Origin of the sequence: Neobacillus jeddahensis, from assembly GCF_000612625.1 — a bacterium.
Classification (GTDB): domain Bacteria; phylum Bacillota; class Bacilli; order Bacillales; family Cytobacillaceae; genus Neobacillus; species Neobacillus jeddahensis.
On the sequence record NZ_CCAS010000073.1, the window covers coordinates 1 to 19,782 of the forward strand.

15 protein-coding genes are annotated in these 19,782 nt (G+C 39.9%); 13 read left to right on the forward strand and 2 right to left on the reverse strand.

Going from position 1 to position 19,782, the window contains the following annotated elements; all coding sequences use genetic code 11:
- Positions 1-240: 240 nt before the first annotated feature.
- The gene (locus tag TY15_RS20450; protein ID WP_040205240.1) at positions 241-837 is read left to right on the forward strand and encodes a biotin transporter BioY; all 597 of its coding nucleotides are present in this window, start codon (positions 241-243) and stop codon (positions 835-837) included.
- 136 nt (positions 838-973) lie between these two features.
- Here TY15_RS20450 and TY15_RS20455 read toward each other — a convergent pair whose 3' ends face one another.
- Positions 974-2,221 carry a GGDEF domain-containing protein gene (locus TY15_RS20455; protein WP_040205239.1) on the reverse strand — a complete coding sequence of 416 codons (1,248 nt, stop codon included), beginning with the start codon at positions 2,219-2,221 and terminating at the stop codon, positions 974-976.
- A 319-nt stretch (positions 2,222-2,540) separates the two neighbouring features.
- On the opposite strand from TY15_RS20455, the gene TY15_RS20460 reads away from it, so the two are divergent.
- The 6 genes from TY15_RS20460 to TY15_RS20485 all read left to right on the forward strand — a co-directional run bounded on the left by TY15_RS20460 (position 2,541) and on the right by TY15_RS20485 (position 10,555).
- Complete coding sequence (locus tag TY15_RS20460; protein ID WP_040205237.1) at positions 2,541-3,968, forward strand: alanine/glycine:cation symporter family protein; 1,428 nt, start codon at positions 2,541-2,543, stop codon at positions 3,966-3,968.
- Positions 3,969-4,255: 287 nt separating this feature from the next.
- Positions 4,256-5,137 carry a 6-phosphofructokinase gene (locus TY15_RS20465; RefSeq protein WP_040205235.1) on the forward strand — a complete coding sequence of 294 codons (882 nt, stop codon included), beginning with the start codon at positions 4,256-4,258 and terminating at the stop codon, positions 5,135-5,137.
- Positions 5,137-7,158 (forward strand): transketolase, encoded by a 2,022-nt coding sequence (gene tkt, locus TY15_RS20470; RefSeq protein WP_040205234.1) that lies wholly within the window; start codon positions 5,137-5,139, stop codon positions 7,156-7,158. Before TY15_RS20465 ends, tkt begins: the two co-directional genes overlap by 1 nt.
- 83 nt (positions 7,159-7,241) lie before the next feature.
- Positions 7,242-8,582, forward strand: a complete 1,341-nt coding sequence (locus tag TY15_RS20475; RefSeq protein ID WP_040205233.1) for a sulfatase-like hydrolase/transferase — start codon at positions 7,242-7,244, stop codon at positions 8,580-8,582.
- 26 nt (positions 8,583-8,608) lie between these two features.
- A complete protein-coding gene (locus TY15_RS20480) occupies positions 8,609-9,751 on the forward strand; it encodes an anaerobic sulfatase maturase (protein ID WP_040205479.1) in 1,143 nt (380 codons plus the stop codon).
- A 27-nt stretch (positions 9,752-9,778) separates the two neighbouring features.
- Entirely contained in the window at positions 9,779-10,555 is a 777-nt protein-coding gene (locus TY15_RS20485) for an alpha/beta fold hydrolase (protein ID WP_040205231.1), read from the forward strand.
- Between the two features lie 50 nt (positions 10,556-10,605).
- On the opposite strand, the gene TY15_RS20490 is transcribed toward TY15_RS20485, so the two are convergent.
- On the reverse strand, positions 10,606-11,475 hold the full coding sequence (locus TY15_RS20490) for a helix-turn-helix domain-containing protein (protein ID WP_040205230.1): 870 nt from the start codon (positions 11,473-11,475) through the stop codon (positions 10,606-10,608).
- 127 nt (positions 11,476-11,602) lie between these two features.
- On the opposite strand from TY15_RS20490, the gene TY15_RS20495 reads away from it, so the two are divergent.
- The 6 genes from TY15_RS20495 to TY15_RS20520 form a co-directional block, all read left to right on the forward strand.
- On the forward strand, positions 11,603-13,480 hold the full coding sequence (locus TY15_RS20495; RefSeq protein ID WP_244440972.1) for a beta-L-arabinofuranosidase domain-containing protein: 1,878 nt from the start codon (positions 11,603-11,605) through the stop codon (positions 13,478-13,480).
- Positions 13,481-13,876: 396 nt separating this feature from the next.
- On the forward strand, positions 13,877-14,953 hold the full coding sequence (locus TY15_RS20500; RefSeq protein ID WP_040205228.1) for a glycoside hydrolase family 172 protein: 1,077 nt from the start codon (positions 13,877-13,879) through the stop codon (positions 14,951-14,953).
- Positions 14,954-15,033: 80 nt separating this feature from the next.
- Positions 15,034-16,125, forward strand: coding sequence for a glycoside hydrolase family 172 protein (locus TY15_RS20505; RefSeq protein WP_040205227.1), 1,092 nt, complete (start codon positions 15,034-15,036; stop codon positions 16,123-16,125).
- A gap of 583 nt (positions 16,126-16,708) precedes the next feature.
- Positions 16,709-18,076 (forward strand): ABC transporter substrate-binding protein, encoded by a 1,368-nt coding sequence (locus TY15_RS20510; RefSeq protein ID WP_042375402.1) that lies wholly within the window; start codon positions 16,709-16,711, stop codon positions 18,074-18,076.
- A 73-nt stretch (positions 18,077-18,149) separates the two neighbouring features.
- The gene (locus TY15_RS20515) at positions 18,150-19,043 is read left to right on the forward strand and encodes a carbohydrate ABC transporter permease (RefSeq protein ID WP_096911846.1); all 894 of its coding nucleotides are present in this window, start codon (positions 18,150-18,152) and stop codon (positions 19,041-19,043) included.
- 18 nt (positions 19,044-19,061) lie between these two features.
- Positions 19,062-19,782: carbohydrate ABC transporter permease (locus TY15_RS20520; RefSeq protein WP_042375405.1), on the forward strand; the 721-nt coding region annotated here is incomplete at its 3' end.

Below are 19,782 nucleotides of genomic sequence, written 5' to 3' on the forward strand. Positions count from 1 at the left end.
GTGCCTGACACTCTTTTTTTAGCAAACTATATCTTTTGGGGTGATAGACAGGGAGTTGACCGTGCCAGGCAGATGAAGCCATGTTTTTTTAAGATGGGTTCGCTCATGGAGCTAGCATCGACCATCAATAAGTGATATCTAGATAATGATCTTATTGTTAACCGAATATACATTTTAGTTGACAATAGATATTCCTACCCTTTATTTTAGATATATGAGAGTAAATGAGGATGGGAGATGATGAGGATGAAGTTTAGGGCATTAGATATGACAATGGCAGGGATGTTTGTCGCCTTAATGGCCATTGGAGCAAATATTGCCACGATTGCACCATTTTTACATGTTGGAGGAGTACCGATTACGTTACAGACTTTTTTTGCTATTTTAGCAGGGGCCATTTTGGGCAGCCGATTAGGTTCCATTGCTATGATCGTCTATATGTTAGTAGGATTAGTGGGGGTTCCGGTATTTGCTGATTTTTATGGTGGACTCTCGATTATTATCCGACCAACATTTGGCTTTATTATTTCTTATATTCTGATTGCCTTTATCATTGGAAAAATGGTTGAGAAGAATAAAAGCTTGGCAACCTTCATTATCGCATCCCTAATTGGGATGGTGGTTAATTACCTTTTCGGAACAAATTGGATGTATTATGCCTATAAACTATGGGCAGCTGCACCAGAAGGATTTACATACAAAATGGCATGGTTATGGATGCTCCCTCCATTGCCAAAGGATCTAATATTAGCAGTATTAGCCGGAATGATGGCACATCGCCTAGAGAAATCTGTCCTATCAAAAGGTCAATTCAAACATCTTAAACGAATATCCTAAGAAAGCGGGCAAAAAGTGATCATCTGAAGTGTCCACTGTGGGAAGACACTGTCTTTTTGTGGTGCCTGACACCGCGAGATGACACCCCGAGAACAAGAAGCGGTCCACCTGATCAGAGGTTGGACTGCTTCTTGTTTTAAACTACTTCTTTGCTTAGTAAGCCGTTTATTCCGGTTACTCTGTTTCTGCCGAGCTGTTTGGATTTGAACATTAATTGGTCTGCCATGATATAAGCTTTTTCCATGGGAACCTGCTTATCGACCTTATAGAAATACAGACCGAATGAGGCCGTATAGGAAATCAAGATTTCCTCCCCGTTGAACTCAACAGTGACTATGTGGCGTTCTAAATCGGTAGAAATCTGACTAATTACATTCATCGTTTGATCATAATTTCTGTTCTGGAGACAGAGCGTGAATTCCTCCCCACCACTTCTAAATAAATAGTCTTCCTTCTCAAGATAGTTTTTTAGAGTAGTAGCGAAATGCTGAATCACCTTATCACCGACTGCATGATTGTAACTATCGTTAATGCGCTTAAATTTATCAATGTCACAAACAACAATTCCAACACACACGCCTGTTTGATTTAACTCGCTCATTTTTTTATCCATAAAGGTCCGATTATAGACACCAGTCAAAAAGTCGGTATAGGCCATTTGCTCGAACTGATCTCGCTCGATTTTATTCTGAATGCTTTGAGACTTCGAATAGAACGAACTGCTAACAACATAATTCAGTAAAAAGATACTAATAAGCATGTCCCATCTTTCCTCACGAAGGGAAATAAGCAATAGACCGTTCGTAAGGGCTGCCTTTCCATAATCAAGCATGCTAACACTCTTAAAAATAAAATTAATTCCTTCTTGAAATGATCGGAGCTCGCCTAAAATAACAAAGACAATGACCATGAGGGTACCTGAAATGTATGAAGATAGGCATACTAATAAAAAAAATAAAATCCAGTAGCCAAATGGGAATGCCTGAAAACTCTCATGAAGGTATTGGAAAAGAAAAAAGGCCAGTGAATTTGTTATGACAAAACAACCGATATTATAAAGAGTATCAGTAAATTCGCTTGGATCGGCAGTTTTGGTCCATTTTCGATAAGAATAGACGATAAATCGATAAACCGCTTCATATATAAACAGTCCGAGCGGTCCGGCAAATAGAACCATGGACAAAGAATAACTGATGCCATACTCAATATTCGTACTGCCGTTTTTATAGAATACGCGTAGACGAAAGTACATACTGGCGAAAAACCAAAACACAAACAGCGCTTTCATAAAGGTGGTGTGATCAACCAAAACACTGGATGAACCAAAAGCTATCACCAAGGCAATTATGAAAAGTGTACTATCGTATAACCTTGCTTTTAGCATTATCGTTAAATCCCTTCCTGAAAAAATATCATTACAGTAGTTGATTGTTTTAATAGGCATGACTTGTTGGAGTCCATATTCCTATTTTACATAAAATTATTGAATATAACGAATATTTTTTACAATATTACGCTTATATGGAATTTTTAAAAAATATCTTTTGTTTGTGATTGAAAAGTAAATAATGAATGTAGGTTTAATACTGTTACCACTGTAATTAAGATACAAAAATTTATTTTTGGAAGATTCATACATTGATGTTTTTCCGTTCATTTGATAAATTATATCAGTATATCAAAAAATAGAAGGGGATGATTGAATGAAAATAATTGAAAGTTTTGTAAATGGAGCAAATACATTCCTTTGGTCCTACGTACTTATCATCATATTAGTTGGATCGGGTTTATATTTTACTATCAGAACAAAATTTGTTCAATTCAGGATGCTAGGAGAAATGTTTCGCTTAATGGGCGAGGGTGCAACAGGCGATAAGAAAGGGATATCCTCTTTTCAAGCCTTTTGTATCAGTACCGCTTCACGAGTGGGAACGGGGAACCTAGCAGGAGTTGCGATTGCCATTACCACGGGTGGCCCAGGAGCCGTCTTTTGGATGTGGTTAATTGCTTTAATTGGATCAGCATCTGCCTTTGTGGAAAGTACGTTAGCTCAAATTTATAAGGTGAAAGACGGAGACACCTACCGTGGTGGCCCTGCTTATTATATGGAAAAAGCATTAAATGCCCGTTGGATGGGTGTTACCTTTGCGGTCCTAATTTCATTAACTTTTGGACTTGCCTTTAACTCAGTTCAGGCAAATACAATTACAAGCTCGTTAAACAATTCATTTGGCATTGATAAGACTTTGATTGCTGTCGTATTGGCAATTGTGACAGCTGTTATCATCTTTGGCGGATTGAAACGAATTGCCAAAGTGGCCGAATGGATGGTGCCGGTCATGGCTGGAGCGTATATCCTCATCGCCTTATACATTATGGTAACAAACATAACCGCTATTCCTGGCGTGTTTAAGTTGATTTTTGAAAGTGCCTTTGGCATTAAAGAAGTCGCCGGTGGAGCAATGGGTGCTGCGATGATGAACGGAATTAAACGTGGTTTGTTTTCAAACGAAGCAGGTATGGGGAGTGCACCGAATGCCGCGGCAACAGCGGAAGTCAGCCATCCTGTTAAACAAGGTCTTATTCAGTCACTAGGCGTATTTGTAGATACCCTTGTCATTTGTAGTTCAACCGCTTTTATTATTCTTTTATCCGGTCTGTATACGTCGAAAGAAGGAAATGGAATTATTTTAACGCAAAATGCTCTTGAAGGTTCATTAGGCTCATGGGCAGGTATTTTCCTTACCTTTATCGTCTTCTTATTTGCGTTCAGCTCAGTAGTTGGGAATTACTACTATGGTGAATCCAATATTGAATTTATTAAAAACAATAAGGCTTTCCTCTCTATTTACCGTGTGGCTGTTGTCGGAATGGTTGTGTTCGGCTCACTCGCAGAATTAAGTTTTGTCTGGAGCGTGGCAGATCTCTTCATGGGATTAATGGCAATCATTAACTTAATTGCCGTCATTCTTCTTGGGAAAATTGCCTTTTCAGCACTTAAAGATTATAAGGCTCAAAAAGCAAACGGACAAAACCCGGTATTCTATACTTCCAACATTGAAGGACTAAAAAATGTTGAAGCATGGGAACAAGCACCAAGCAAAGCAGGACAAAAGAAAAAGCTCGTTTAATAATGTATGAATAGTATATAGAGTATAAAGGGTGTCAGGCACCATGCAGAATGCATGGTGCCGTTTTTGTATTCCAAGAGATGTGTGTTAGTGGATTTTATCTATCAAATGGAACTCCAGTTTTATCAGCCACGTCAGTTGGTATTTTTAAGGTGCTTAAAAATGGAAAGGTGTTGAAATAAAATGGTAAACGTTATATTATATGTGTAATCGATTACACACAGTAATACCCTACATATTGTTATCCATGATAATAGAAAAGGGCGAAAAAGAGAGGCGAATATATATTGAAAAAAATAGGTGTTGTAAAAGTGGGGACGATTCCACAAGCTGTTAGTGTCGTGATTGATCGTTTAGTCTATTGCTTACAAAAGCAAGTGAATACGATTGTAACCGGGATTCAAACGAAGGGGTTCCATAACTCCCCGGTAGAAGAAATCGTGTTCAAAGACTTGGAACAAGGAACAAGTCTTTGTTCTATAACTTATTCCAATTTGCTAGAGTATCATGCATATATAGCGGAGAACCACGATATCCTATTCGTATTTTGTAATGAAAAAGAAATAGGAGATTACGATTTTCTAAGTGGAAACTTCACCTGCCGGATTCTCCTAATCCCGATCAATCTCTTTAATGAACAAGATCTGAATCTGTATCCATTAGGCTTTGACAGTGCCTTAAATGAAGTGGTCAATAGTATCTATAAAGTCAAAGATACAGCGGGTTCATTGGTATTCGCTAATAAACGGCTATTTCTGATAAAGATTCCTGGCGAAACAGCAGGTGTCTTCTTAAAAACTGCAGCAACGGCACTTGAATGTGACTATATCGAAGTTGGATCAAAGGCGGAAATACAACAAATCACGAGGAATTTGATCGACAAATATCAAGAGGGAAGCAACTATGCACTTTTGTTATTGAATGAAGCCATTAACGAAGATGTAATGAAAGAGCAACTTTCAGTAGATTTACAGGTGGATTTTCGCTCCGTCATGATTGAAGAAGCACAGTGTATCGGGGGAAACCCATCAGTCAGAGACCGTGTCCAGGCACTTGAATTAGCTGAGAAAATGGTTCAATGGTCAGAATCTGGCCATTCATTTGAGACCGTTCTTATAGAAAAAAATGATCAAATTAAATTAGCTGTACTGAATGAAGGAGGATTATGATGGGAAATGTAACGACTGATTTATCAATTAAAACAATCCGCGCACTAGCGATTGATGCTATTGAGAGGGCTAACTCTGGACACCCAGGGATGCCTATGGGTGCTGCGCCAATGGCGTATACCTTATGGACAAAATTTATGAAACAAAATCCAGCCAATCCAAACTGGTTTAATCGCGACCGCTTTGTATTATCTGCGGGGCATGGTTCGATGCTTTTATATAGTTTATTACATTTATCGGGTTATGATCTATCCCTTGACGATCTTAAACATTTCCGGCAGTGGGGAAGTAAAACACCGGGCCATCCTGAATATGGTCATACACCTGGCGTGGAGGCAACAACGGGGCCACTAGGACAAGGTTTCTCGATGGCAGTAGGGATGGCAATGGCGGAGCGACACTTGGCTGCCAAATATAATAAAGAACAATTTAATCTTGTTGATCATTTTACCTATTCCATTTGTGGGGATGGCGATTTAATGGAAGGCGTTTCTTCCGAGGCAGCATCCTTAGCTGGGCACTTAAAGCTTGGAAGATTAATTGTTTTGTATGATTCAAATGATATCTCTTTAGATGGCGACTTAAATAAATCGTTTAGTGAAAATGTAGAAAAACGCTTTGAATCATATGGTTGGCAGTATGTTCGCGTGAATGACGGCAATAATGTTGAAGAAATTGAACAGGCATTAAGAGAAGCAAGGGCCGATGTACATCGACCAACACTAATTGAAGTGAGAACGGTGATTGGTTATGGTTCACCTAATAAAAGTGGAAAATCCGATTCTCACGGTTCCCCACTAGGGAAAGCGGAAACGGCATTAACTAAAGCATTTTATGAGTGGCCATATCAGGAAGAATTCTATGTTCCTGAGGAAGTCTATCAACATTTTAAAGCGGCTGTTTTAGAGGTTGGTGTGGAAAAAGAAACAGCATGGAATCACATGCTTGCTAAATATAAAGCAAGCTATCCACAGTTAGCCTTAGAACTTGAATTGGCGATGGCCGGGAAGCTTCCTGAGAATTGGGAGGCAGCACTTCCTATCTTTGATCATGAAAATGCTGCACTAGCAACTCGCGCCTCTTCTGGGAAGGTCATCAATGAAATCAGCAAGCACGTACCACAGCTATTTGGGGGATCAGCCGATTTAGCCGGTTCCAATAATACGAGGATGAATGCTGAGAATGATTTTTCCCATCAAGACTATAGTGGACGAAATATTTGGTTTGGCGTAAGAGAATTTGCCATGGGCTGTATGTTAAATGGGATGGCATTACATGGAGGACTTAAAGTCTATGGCGGAACCTTCTTTGTCTTTTCTGATTATGTCCGCCCAGCCATTCGTTTATCAGCGTTAATGAAACTCCCAGTTACCTATGTGTTTACGCATGACAGTATTGCCGTCGGTGAAGATGGTCCAACACATGAACCAATTGAGCAGCTGCCGGCATTACGGGCGATGCCAGGAGTCAGTATTATCCGTCCGGGTGATGCCAATGAGACAGCTGCAGCTTGGAAATTGGCAGTCGAAAGCTCGGATGCACCAACGGTTCTAGTCTTAACACGTCAAGCCTTACCAACTATCGATGCTCCAACAGTTAAGGTGTACGATGGCGTCGAGAAGGGTGCCTATGTAATATCAGCAGCTTCCAATCAAAATCCAGAAGGTTTACTTCTCGCATCAGGATCGGAAGTCAGTCTTGCCATCGAGGCACAAAAACAGTTAGAACAGACCGGTATCTATGTTTCAGTCATTAGCATGCCATCCTGGGATCGATTTGAAAAACAGTCAAAAGCGTACAAAGAAAGTGTCTTACCGAAACATCTAAAAAAACGTCTTGCGGTCGAAATGGCTGCAACGATGGGCTGGGATCGCTACACGGGTGATGAAGGTGAAATCATTGGAATCGACCATTTCGGTGCCTCTGCACCAGGTAATAAAATCATGGAGGAATATGGTTTTACCGTTGAAAACATTGTAGCAAAAGTGAAAAAAATGATTGGTGGAAAAGTATCCATCTAAGTGAACAAGGAGGCAGTGATTCATGAGACTGCCTCCTCTTTCTGTAGGGGATTTTTAAAAGTGGCGAATGGAGAGTGATGGAAATGAGTAAGAAAATGAATGTTATTTTTATCATGACAGACCAACAGCGGGCAGACTCAATTGGGCCAGAACGGCAACAGTATGCGGATTATCCTAATATGGAAAGGCTTCGCAGTGAATCTATTCAATTTGGAAATTTTTTCACTGCAGCCTCTCCATGTGTTCCCTCGAGACATACATTTTTAACAGGTAGACACCCATGGAAAATTGGGGTGAGTGGTAATGTTAAGTTTAGCACGGAAGATGAAACCACCTGGATGTCACTGTTGAGGGAGTATGGGTACAGATGTGTTTCTGTAGGCAAAACACATATGATTCATGCTGGCAGCTTTCATATCCAGGTACCAGTTGGGAAATCCTTTGGTGACCAAGATGGCTGGAATCATTTTGAACCGGCCGCAACTCCAGAACAGGAAGAAAACTACTATGATATTCATGTTGCAAGGCGTGCTTGCGATGCGATAGAAAGATTGAATGATAGTGATCCATTCGCCCTGTTCATAGGGTTCCATGCCCCACACGAGCCCTATGTGATGCCAGCGAAATATCTGGATTATTGTAAACCAGAAGATGTCTCTTTACCAGAAAACCGTGATCCGAATGAATATGAGACAAAATCAGAAGCATACCGGAAGCGCTATGAACTATTTAAAAGTAAATTTGGTAACATTACTGATGAGATGATCAAAAAGGGGATTGCTGGACATTATTGTTTATTGAAAATGGTCGATGACTGTCTAGGGATGATCACAAACAAACTGAAGGAAAAAGATTTATTAGAGAATACTTTGGTTATTTTTGCGGCTGATCATGGGGAATTACTTGGTGAACACGGGATTTTTAATAAAGCAGCAACGGCATATGAGTCAGAGGTTCGCGTTCCATTTATGATTCGATTTCCAGACGGGTATAAAGCGGGGGAGACTGTGGACACCTTAGCGTCAAGTGTTGATTTTATGCCTACTTTGTTTGAACTAATGGGATTAGCGCCGGATGTTACCCTGCCCGGTCATTCTTTAGTCCCGTCGATTAAACAAGGGCTACCTGTTAGAGATTATGTAACCCTGGCTGATGGACACGGCACAATGGGGATCCGGACGAAAGACTATAAGCTTTGGTATAATTCTCACTTTAAAGATGGAGAGATGTATAACCTTAAAGAAGATCCACAGGAGTTAGATAATTTATACCATAGTCCCGAGCATCTAGATTTGCGCAGGGAGTTGTTTGAGCTGATGCTCCATGCCCGTGTAGCGGACGATGAACGAGATAATCTGCCAACCAAAAGGGAGAGATTACTGCATGCGGAGGTAAAGGCGTCCAATGAACCTGAAGTGGTGTAATCGAAATAGTAAATGGGGTATGTGAAGTGGGGCAAGGATGTTTAACAACGAATAATCATGGTCCTGTTAGTGTCATGTGGAAAACCGTATCAGAGGCTTGTAATCTCGCTTGTGATTATTGCTACTATAGCCGCTGTGGTGGGCAGCCAGACAAAATTGAACGGATCGATACTAGAATTCTTGAAAAATTTATCAAGGAATATATGGGCATGACAACAGGATTTGCGTCCTTTGCCTGGCAAGGTGGGGAGCCGCTACTTGCCGGCCTTGATTTTTTCAAAGAGGTAGTCAGCTTGCAGGCAAAATATGCACCGAAACATACCATGATTAGTAATGCACTACAAACGAATGCGACGCTCCTCACTGATGAATGGGCCAAGTTTTTTAAGCAATTTCAGTTTTTAATTGGGGTTAGTCTGGATGGACCTAAGCATATAAATGATGCTAGACGGGTTACAGGGCATGGTCTAGGCAGTTATGATCGTGTGATGACGGGCATTGAGCATTTGCGAAAACATCAAGTTGATTTTAACATTCTAACGGTTATTCATGAGCATAATGTCGGAAAAGCCAAAGAATTAATGGAATTTTATGAACGGGAAGGCTTTACACATGTACAGTTTATTCCATGTATGGATTTCCGCTCTCAGGAAACGGATAAAGCGGGCAAGTATGTCATAACCCCTGAAGAATACGGAAAGTTTCTCTGTGAAGCCTTTGATGTTTGGTACAACAATGGCAGCCCAAACATGTCGGTGCGATTCTTTGATAACATGGCAAGTGTTTATTTTAATAGTGAGGCTGAATTATGTATTCACCGGCAAACATGTCCTAAAACATTGGTTTTAGAACAAAATGGGGATGCCTATCCGTGCGACTTCTATATCAGTGAGGACTATAAGCTTGGGAATGTCGGAATCGATCCATTATCAGAGATTCTTAATAGTGAAATCTATTCAGAATTTCTGGAAATGAAGCCCGCACTACCAGAAAAATGTAAGGGCTGTCAGTATTTAAATCTATGCCATGGGGGCTGTCCACGAAACAGAGTCTGGGATGAGGAAAAGCAGGCGGTTGATCGCGATTATTTTTGCCAGAGTTATCTACAAATCTATGATTATGCACATCAGCGAATGGAACAATTAGTGGAAAAGCTAAAAGTTCGTTGATCACAAAAATTGATGGGAGGGCTGGAGATGCCTACATTTACATCGAATGGAATTCAGCTCCACTACGTTGATGAAGGAAAGGGTACCCCTTTACTACACATTCATGGCTTGGCAGCAAGTGTAACGATGTTTAAGAATGAAATAGCCCATTTTAAAGAGAACTTTCGTGTTCTTGCAGTAGATCTGCGGGGGCACGGGAAATCTGACAAGCCATTAGAATATCGTCTTGAAGATCATGTTCAAGATGTGATGAACCTTTTGAAGTACCTTAAGATTGAAAGAGTGAGCATCCTTGGTTCCTCCATGGGGAGCTATGTGGCACAAGGTATAGCAACACAACGGCCAGAGCTTGTTGACAAGCTGATCCTGGTGGTTGCAAAGGCCCATGGGGAAATCTCCTCCTCACAAGAAATGGTCGCCCGGTTTGCTGAGGAGTTACGTGGATTAACGGAGGAAGAACAGCAGCAGTTTCTATTTACACGAAGCTTTCACAACATTCCGGCCTTGCTTAAAGCAATGGAGGATGCTGGTCCTGATGAAATTCAGCTAACCCCAGCACAGCTAGCAGCTGCGAATAAAGCATTAGAAGGTTTCGACTTTCGGCCAAAGCTTGGTGAGGTAACAGCGGATACCCTTATTATTAGTGGCAGGTATGATGGGTTGAATCCACCTGAACGTGGAATGGAGATTGCCGCCCTAATCCCTCAAGCGTCTTTCATTGAATTTACGAACTCAGGCCATGCCCCACAAGTAGAAGAGCCAGAGCTTTTCCTGAAGAGTGTGACGGATTTTCTGCAAAAATAACGGATCTCAAATGAAGAGGATAAACTCTGCAGCATGAATAGCTGCAGGGTTTATCGGTATTGCTGTCTAAATTTAAGTGGAGTTATTTTCATTTGTTGAGAAAAGGAACGGGTAAAGTACTGACTGGTTGAAAAACCAACCATTTCTGAGATTTCACCAATCGATCTTTCTGAGTTTAGTAGATGAATCTTTGCTTGCTCAATACGATATTTTTTTACATACTCCTGTGGCGTGCATCCATACACCTGCTTCATACATCTTGTGATATAAACAGGATGAAAATTCAATTCGGTACTAAGCTTTTCGTTAGTAATCGCCTTGTGATAGTTTTGCTGCAAATAGTGGGCTGCTTTCTCGGCAACCTGAATGACGGAGGAATGTACCCTTGGCTTTTGCTCTCCATGCAATTGTATCAACCATTCTTGAAAAAGCGTTTGCTCCTGCCATCTTGCTGTTAGCGAAGGTTGTTTCGACAGTAGGATGAGCTTCTGAATTTTTTCAAAAAAATCGACCTTATTCGTTAAAGTACAAACACGTGGCAAGGAAATCCTAAAAAGGTCACTTTGATGAAAAGGGGGAATTGGAAAATGGTGGAGCGCCAGTGTGTCCCCTTCATAATCATCTAATTCCTGCCATGTCCCTTTTGTCTGAAAATGAACCCAATAAAAATGGGTTTCCGATTGACACGGCTTTAAGGAATAATGGTACTTGTCAGGTCGTAGGATCAGCGTTTGTCCTGGCCCAATGGCCCATTCGGCCCCATCCTCTTCACCGATAAACAATTCCCCTTTTGTCACGGCTATTAAATCAAAAACGTTAATATTTCTGCGATTGGGATGTGCCTGTTGTGGAACGTAGGTATCTTCCCCACTCATTATATAATGCGGGAGCGGCGGAACGCTAAACTCAAAATGTTTCATAGGGGTCCCTGCTAACTGTTTAGTTTAAATTGGATAAAAACTAGTTTAAAAACTAAGTTTTTTTACAAAAGTATACCATATAAAATTTTAGATAAGCAGTTTCAAAATAATTGGCGGGGTGACTATAGTGACAACCTATATTCAGAATCAAAAACCTTTACGAAGCACACCATTCCTAGAATTACCTTTAGGCGCTATTGAACCAAGAGGCTGGATTCGCAATCAATTAGAAATCCAAGCAGAAGGGTTTACCGGAAAACTTGGTGACCATTGGGATGATGTCGGCCCAAATAGCGGCTGGCTCGGCGGAACGGGTGAAAGCTGGGAACGAGGACCCTACTATCTTGATGGGTTACTGCCATTGGCCTATTTATTAAAGGACGAGGCATTAATGAATAAGGTGCGGCCGTGGGTGGAATGGACGTTAAATAGCCAGCAAGAAAACGGCCAATTTGGCCCGGTTACAAATGATGACTGGTGGAGCCGGGTCGTTATGTTAAAAGTGTTGATTCAGTATGAAGAAGTGAGTGGTGATGAACGAGTCATCCCGTTTATGAAAAAATATTTTCACTATCAACGTGAACATATTGAAGCGCAGCCATTACAAGAATGGGCAGAAGCACGCGGCGGGGAACATCTCTTATGCCTGCAATGGCTGTATAATCGCACTGGGGAGAACTGGTTACTAGAATTATCCGATGTCATCCGGAAACAGACGATTGATTGGACAAAGATTTATACACAATTCCCTTTTTGGCGGTATCAAACGAAATTCGATCATCGCGTCCATGTTGTCAACGTGGCGATGAGCCTTAAGTATCCGGCTCTTTATTATGTGCAAACAGGAGATGAATCAGATTTTTCAGCCTCCTCAAAGGGAATCGCCAGCCTGATGAATTATCATGGCCAGGTTCATGGGATGTTTTCTGGGGATGAATGGCTGGCGGGAACCCATCCGAGTCAAGGGGTAGAGCTTTGTGCGGTAGTCGAATATATGTATACATTAGAGAATCTGGTACGGATCTATGGAGAAGGACGATATGGAGATATTCTTGAAAAAGTTGCCTTTAATGCCCTGCCGGCAACTATTTCACCAGATTGGCGAGGGCATCAATATGACCAGCAGGTAAATCAAGCAGTCTGCAGCATTGCCCATCGGAATTGGACACAGAATGCGGATGACTCAAATATCTTTGGACTTGAGCCAAATTTTGGCTGCTGTACAGCCAATATGCACCAAGGATGGCCAAAATTTGTTTCGAAGTTATGGATGGCAACTGAAGATGAAGGACTGGCTGTTGTTTCATATGCCCCTTGTCACGTGAAGGCCGTTGTTGCTGATAGTGTTGAGACATCGATAGAAGTCGATAGTTTATACCCTTTTAATGAGAAAATTGTGATGTCTGTAGAACCTGTAAAAAAGGTTACTTTCCCTATTAAACTACGAATTCCACAGTGGTGTTCTAATCCTGTCATAAAGGTAAATGGACAACTGGCCGGAGCGGTCGAGGCTGTGAATGGGTATGTAGCGATAACAAGGGAATGGGACAAAGGCGACAGGATTGAATTAGAGCTGCCGATGGAGATCCAGTTTGAACATCGAGCACATAATGCAGTTGGAGTTAACCGTGGGCCACTTGTTTATGCCTTAGCGGTGGAAGAGTCATGGATTAAACGGGGCGGGAATGATATGTTTCCTAATATGGAGGTTTTCCCAGCTTCGGCTTGGAATTATGGAATAGCGTTGAATGTAAATAATCCAAATGAATCCTTCCGAGTGGAAAGTGCCCCAATGACCAAACAGCCATTTTTGGCTAAAGCTGCTCCAATAAAATTGATTGCTAAAGGACGACGAATTCCCGAGTGGACACTTGAAACCAATTCTGCAGGGACGCCGCCGATTGGACCGGTGATCTCCCATGAGCCGGAAGAGATGATTGAATTGGTTCCATATGGAAGTGCTAAATTGCGGATTGGAGAAATTCCCATTATAAAAACACCATAGGTGGGAGAAACCAATAACCTGACCGAGACTTATGGTCAGGTTATTAGTTTACTTGTGCTCTTTATTTTAGCTTGAATGTACGAAATCACTGTTGGGATTTCAAGGCTAAAAAACAAATTAATATTGATTTAGAAATCTTGCAAAAAAATATATAAAAGTTGAGAGATTTATATTGAAAAATATCTATAGTATGTAATAATATTATTGTGTAATCGTTTACAGGTAGAAAATAGCTTATAATGAAAACGCTCTATATTCTCTCCTATGAAACGATACAGATCACAAACCCGATTGAGATTAATCGGAAACGCAGTTTGAATAGTATGGTTGTTTTTTATTTATAGCTATATCGGTGAAATGGAAAATTGAAATTAATAAAAATTGGAGGAACCAATAATGTTTAATGGTTTTGGTATGGGCTTAGGTCAGTTGTCTCGTTTATCACATGCAAAAACTCGTTCGATTAGTCCTGAGAATTTTACCGGTGAGAAGGGAAAGGGCGGAATGGCAACCGAAGGTACGGGGGCTCCGTGTGCAAGAGATTTAGGTCAAGGATGGAAAGTCTCTCCTTCCGTTCTAATAAATAAACAATCGACATTAACAATGGCGGAAATTCATGATTCTGGAGTGATACAGCATATTTGGCTAACATGTCACCCTGATACATGGAGAAAACTTATTTTCCGTATCTATTGGGATGGAGAAGAAAATCCATCTGTAGAAGCGCCGATTGGAGATTTCTTCTGTAATGGCTGGTGTGAGCGCAGCAATGTTAATTCCTTACCGATCGCTGTTAATCCAGCAGGTGGAATGAATAGCTACTGGGAAATGCCATTCCGTAAAGCGGCAAAGATTACTGTTGAAAATATTTCAAATGACGATATTATTCTTTATTACCAAGTGGATTACACATTGACCGATATTCCTGATGATGTTGCTTATTTCCATGCTCAATGGAATCGTACTAACCCTGTTAGCTACAAGGATGTACATACCATCATTGATGGGGTGAAAGGGCATGGTCATTATGTCGGAACCTACATCGCTTGGCAAGTGAACAGCTGTGGCTGGTGGGGAGAAGGCGAAATTAAATTCTACATGGATGGGGATAAGGAATTTCCAACGATTTGTGGAACAGGTACAGAGGATTATTTTGGCGGAGCCTGGAACTGGGAGCAGCCAAAGGGTGAATATTGCACATACTCCACACCATATTTAGGGATGCATCAAGTCATTAAACCAGACGGGCTATATCGCAGTCAGCAAAGATTTGGTATGTATCGTTGGCATGTGATGGACCCAATTCGTTTTGAAGAAGACCTAAAAGTAACGATACAAGCCTTAGGTTGGCGTTCAGAAGGCAGATATTTGCCATTACAAGATGATATTGCCTCTGTGGCATATTGGTATCAAGCAGAGCCGCATAACCCATACCCGAAAATGCCTGGCAAGGATGAGCTTGAAGTTATTTAATTTATATAAAATACTAGAAAAATTAGCCGCAATTGAATCAGAAGACAAATTTATTAGTTGATTATCGGAGGGATTGTACCATGATTGGAACTTCATTAAGAGATTTATATAAACCTAGAAAAGGAAAAAGCAAACGTGCTTCCAGCTATGATACAACTGGTGGGAACCGTGACTATCTTAAAGTATATCCAGGAGATGTAGTGGATGTTTGTAATATTACAGGTTCTGGCTGCATCACTCATATTTGGATGACGATGGCGCCGCTTGAAGATACATTAGAAGAGTATCTACATCGGAAGGTTGTCATCAGAATGTATTGGGACGGAGAAACAAACCCGAGCGTTCAAGCCCCAATTGGTGACTTTTTTGGGATGGGCCATGGGATTACTAGGAATTTTAGCTCTGCACCATTAGCGATGAGTCCAGAGGATGGTCGTTCATTAAATAGTTTCTTCCCAATGCCTTTTGGCAAACAGGCACGCATTGAAATTGAGAATAATGCAGATGACCCTATTAAATTCTATTTCTATATCGATCATGAAATCTATGATGAAGAAATTGATAGCCCACTTCGTTTCCATGCCCTCTGGAAAAGAGAATTAACGGACGGCATCAAAGACGAAGTTTCGAATGCGCTCTTCGAATTTGGTGGAAAAAATACAACCGGTGATGGAAACTATGTTTTCTTTGAGGCGGAAGGTAAGGGCCACTATGTTGGCTGTAATCTAAATATTCATAATCTGCGTATGACACGAGAATGGAACTGGTATGGTGAAGGGGATGACATGATCTTCATCGATGGTGAACCATGGCCGCCTTCTTTACATGGAACAGGGATGGAGGATTATTTTAATACAGCTTGGTGTCCTACACAGGAATATAATTCGCCATATCATGGCATCATTCTTGGCGGTGGTCCGAACTGGTCTGGAAAGGTATCCTACTATCGCTTCCATATCCAGGATCCGATCATGTTTGACAAGTCGATCAAGGTTTCAATTGAACATGGTCACAATAATAATCGAAGTGATGATTATTCTAGTACGGCATATTGGTATCAAACTGAACCACATAAAGATCATCCTATCATTTTGCCAGTTGCCAAACGCATACCGTTAGCAGATATTTTAGGCTTTAATGAAGACGATATGAAGAAGTGCTTTGACTATTAATTTTTTCTGCATGGGGTAAGTTGAAGCGTTGGTAGAAAATGTAAAGGACTCTCCTTTACATTTTTTTTTTTTTTTTTTGAAAATTTTGGTGGTTTCTTATCGATGGCTCCTCTCATAAGAAATGGATTGGGTGGTCTCAATCAAAAGGTGATAGGAACAAACTAAGCGTTGAATTAGAGGGTGGGAGAATTGTCTTAAAGAATCCTTTTAGTAAGGAGAAACTCGTAGAATAGAAAAAAATGGATACGGAGCTAGATAAAAAGGGGGACTTAATCTAGCTTCATTTCTAGTTCTTAATTGGATTATTACTTGTAAAAAGATTGACAATAGTTTTTTATAAAAAATACTTGTCAGAAATCTTAAAGTGGTATAAAATCAAGTATGTAAACGATTACCGATAATTACTTTAGAAGTAAAACAGCAAAACGTAAAGGAGGAATTTTTAGTACTTGGTAGTTTCTTTTGAATGTTTTCTGCAAGAATTATTATCTTTTGTGAAAACGTTTACAGAATGCCAGATATCTTCTTAGATCCTCATAATTTTTTAGTCTTGTAAAAAATAGATAAAAGGGGAGAATTGTCAATGATAGCTCAATTAAAACGGAACAAATTCATTGGTTTATTATTCGCGGCTATTATAGTGTTATCGTCTATCCTTTCAGGATGCAGCGGTACAGGCCCAGGAGGAGAAAAAGCCTCTTCCAATGAAAAAACAAAAGATGGAAAAACCGTTATTGAATTCTGGTGTTCATGGGGAGACAGCAAAAAGGATTATTTCGAAAAATGGATCAATAAATTCAATGAGTCTCAAGATAAAATTGTTGTAAAGGCGACTTATATTGCTGGTGACGCATGGGATCAAAGGATTACTGCTGCACAAGCTGCTGGTACTGGCCCAGACGTTATGACAATGAACTATGGTAAAATTGCTTATTCAGCAGACCAAGGAAAAATCAAAGCTTTAGATGAATATATCGATGCAACAAAATGGGATGATCTTTACGATTGGTCCAATAAAATGGTTACGGTAAATGGTAAGCATTATGCCTACCCATTCAACGCTGAACCAGGTTCCATTCTTTTATACCGTAAAGATTTCTTTAAGGAAGCTGGTCTAGATCCAGAAAACCCTCCTAAAACTTGGGATGAGTTAATTGAATACGGTAAGAAGTTATCTACCGACAAGCATTATGGTTTAACAGCTGCTGGAACAACAGATGATTTGGCTTGGTCTCATTGGGGAATGCAAGCGATGATGGGCGGATTAGCCATTAATGATGACTGGTCTAAAGCAACTGTAAACAGTGAAGGAAATAAAAAACTATTTGAATTCTGGAATACTTTATACAAAGAGAAAATTTTCCCTAAACAAATGCCGGGACTTTATACTGAAATTGAACCTTTAGTTGATGGTCGTACAGCAATGATGTTTAATGGATCTTTCGTATTTGATGCGTTACGAAACAAATATGCTGATGTGGTCGATAACATTGGTGTAGCACCACTGCCAACTCCAGATGGTGATTACAAGAAAACAACAGCTACTCTTGGCGGCTGGACTTTCGTAGTGGATGGAAATTCAAAACATCCAAAAGAAGCTGCTCAATTTATTGATTATATGCTTGCAGGCGATCCAGAAGTAATGGTTGATTTCTTCAATCTTTCTAAGTTCTCTAGCTTCACAGGCCGTAAATCTGTAGATGCAGCATTGGAAGATAATGAGTTTGCGAAAAACGATGAATGGCGCAAAATGATCCAAGAGAAAGTTTTACCATACGCTATTCCAGAACCAATCTATGCATGGGATATCAGTATGTCATATGCTAATGCTTTAGAGCGTGTATACCTAAAAGGTGAAGATATTGATAAATCACTTGCTCAAGCAGAAAAAGAAATTAATGATTACATCAAAAATAACAATTATGCTGGTACCAACCCGAATAAGAAATAAGGTAATTAAGTAAGTGATTGGGAGTTCTGAAAATACTATTTCAGACTCCCAATTTCATAGGATGGTGAAAAAAATGAATCAGAAATATATTTTAAAACGAAACGATCGAAAAACAGCCTATATCATGTTGCTTCCCATTGTTTTGTTATTAACATGTTTCGTAGTTATTCCTTTGATTTATGCGATATTTGTAAGTTTTTATGAATGGAGTTTTTATAAGGAATCTATATTTGTGGGGCTTACTAACTTTAAACGGGTACTAAAAGATCATTTATTTTATAAAGCCATTTGGACAGGGGTTAAATTCGCACTGATTGTTGTTCCAACACAATTTGTATTAGCATTCTTGTTTGCTAATCTAATCAAAAGTTTAGGCGGAAAATTGTCTGGCTTTATAAAATCAGCGATTTATATCCCGTATGTTATTTCGGGTGTTGTTGCATCTATCATCTTCATTTTCATCTATGATTTTGACGGTGGGATTGCGAACTATATCATCGGATTATTTGGCTTAGAAAAAACAGCCTGGCTGATTGATGTAAAGGTTGTTTTAGGCGCTATTTCAGTTCCGGCTATCTGGCTTGGCTTTGGTTTTACAACCCTTATTATGTTGTCGGGATTAAATGATATTCCAAGTTCCTATTATGAAGCAGCAGAAATTGACGGTGCGAATGGATTTCAAAAAATGTGGTACATTACCATTCCACTGCTTAGAAATATCTTTATGTATGTAATAGTGGTGGGGATAACAGGAGCCATTCAACAATTTGACTTACCGTTTATCATGACAAAGGGCGGGCCGCTAAATTCAACGATGACACCTAACTTGTTTATTTACAATCACTTTATCAACGATCCTTACCTAGGTTATACAATCGCTTCAGCATTACTGCTCTTTGTATTGATAGGGGCATTAGCAGGGATTGTATTTAAATTAGGCAACTCAACCAAATCGATGGATAGCTAAACCCGAGGTGATATTAATATGAAAAAAATAATCCAGATAATAATAGGTGTTGTGGTATCGCTATTGTGCATTTTCCCCCTCGCTTGGATGGCGATTGCAGGTTTTAAACCGGAAAAAGAAGTTTTATCCTATCCATTTAAATTCTTTCCATCTAAATGGGATGTTTCAAATTATGTCGAATTATTAGAAAATCAAGCGTTTATCCGCTCGATTTTAATTACATTACTAGGAGCGGTTATTTTTACTATTCTTGTTTTATTAGTTAATTCAATGGCAGCTTATGTGTTTGCTAGACTTGATTTTCCATTTAAAAATACACTATTTGTCTATTGTATCATTACGATGTTTATTCCAGGAATGGCCATCTTGATACCATCGTATATTGTAGTAGCAAAATTACACATGCTGAACACCCTGGCGGTTTTAATTGTTCCAGGTATTGCTTCAGCGGTAAATATGTTTTTAATGCGTCAGTTTTATTTAAATATCCCAACTGAATTAGAGGAAGCCGCATTAATTGATGGAGCGTCAAGATTCAAGATTTATTGGCATATTTTTGTTCCGTTATCATTACCCGTTTTTGTACTAGTTGGAATAAGCTCATTCCTAGGGTATTGGAATGCGTTGATTTGGCCAATCATGACCATTTCAGACGAAAACTTATACCAAATCATGCAGTTGTTAGCTTTCTTCCGATCAAACGAAACCAACCAATGGGCAATGGTTATGGCGGGTTCAA

Coding starts and splice junctions, on each gene's coding strand:
- TY15_RS20505 (WP_040205227.1), top strand. CDS start 15,034: ATGATTGGAACTTCATTAAGAGATTTATATAAACCTAGAAAAGGAAAA.
- TY15_RS20490 (WP_040205230.1), bottom strand. CDS start 11,475: ATGAAACATTTTGAGTTTAGCGTTCCGCCGCTCCCGCATTATATAATG.
- TY15_RS20455 (WP_040205239.1), bottom strand. CDS start 2,221: ATGCTAAAAGCAAGGTTATACGATAGTACACTTTTCATAATTGCCTTG.
- TY15_RS20475 (WP_040205233.1), top strand. CDS start 7,242: ATGAGTAAGAAAATGAATGTTATTTTTATCATGACAGACCAACAGCGG.
- tkt (WP_040205234.1), top strand. CDS start 5,137: ATGGGAAATGTAACGACTGATTTATCAATTAAAACAATCCGCGCACTA.
- TY15_RS20500 (WP_040205228.1), top strand. CDS start 13,877: ATGTTTAATGGTTTTGGTATGGGCTTAGGTCAGTTGTCTCGTTTATCA.
- TY15_RS20485 (WP_040205231.1), top strand. CDS start 9,779: ATGCCTACATTTACATCGAATGGAATTCAGCTCCACTACGTTGATGAA.
- TY15_RS20515 (WP_096911846.1), top strand. CDS start 18,150: ATGAATCAGAAATATATTTTAAAACGAAACGATCGAAAAACAGCCTAT.
- TY15_RS20510 (WP_042375402.1), top strand. CDS start 16,709: ATGATAGCTCAATTAAAACGGAACAAATTCATTGGTTTATTATTCGCG.
- TY15_RS20460 (WP_040205237.1), top strand. CDS start 2,541: ATGAAAATAATTGAAAGTTTTGTAAATGGAGCAAATACATTCCTTTGG.
- TY15_RS20450 (WP_040205240.1), top strand. CDS start 241: ATGAGGATGAAGTTTAGGGCATTAGATATGACAATGGCAGGGATGTTT.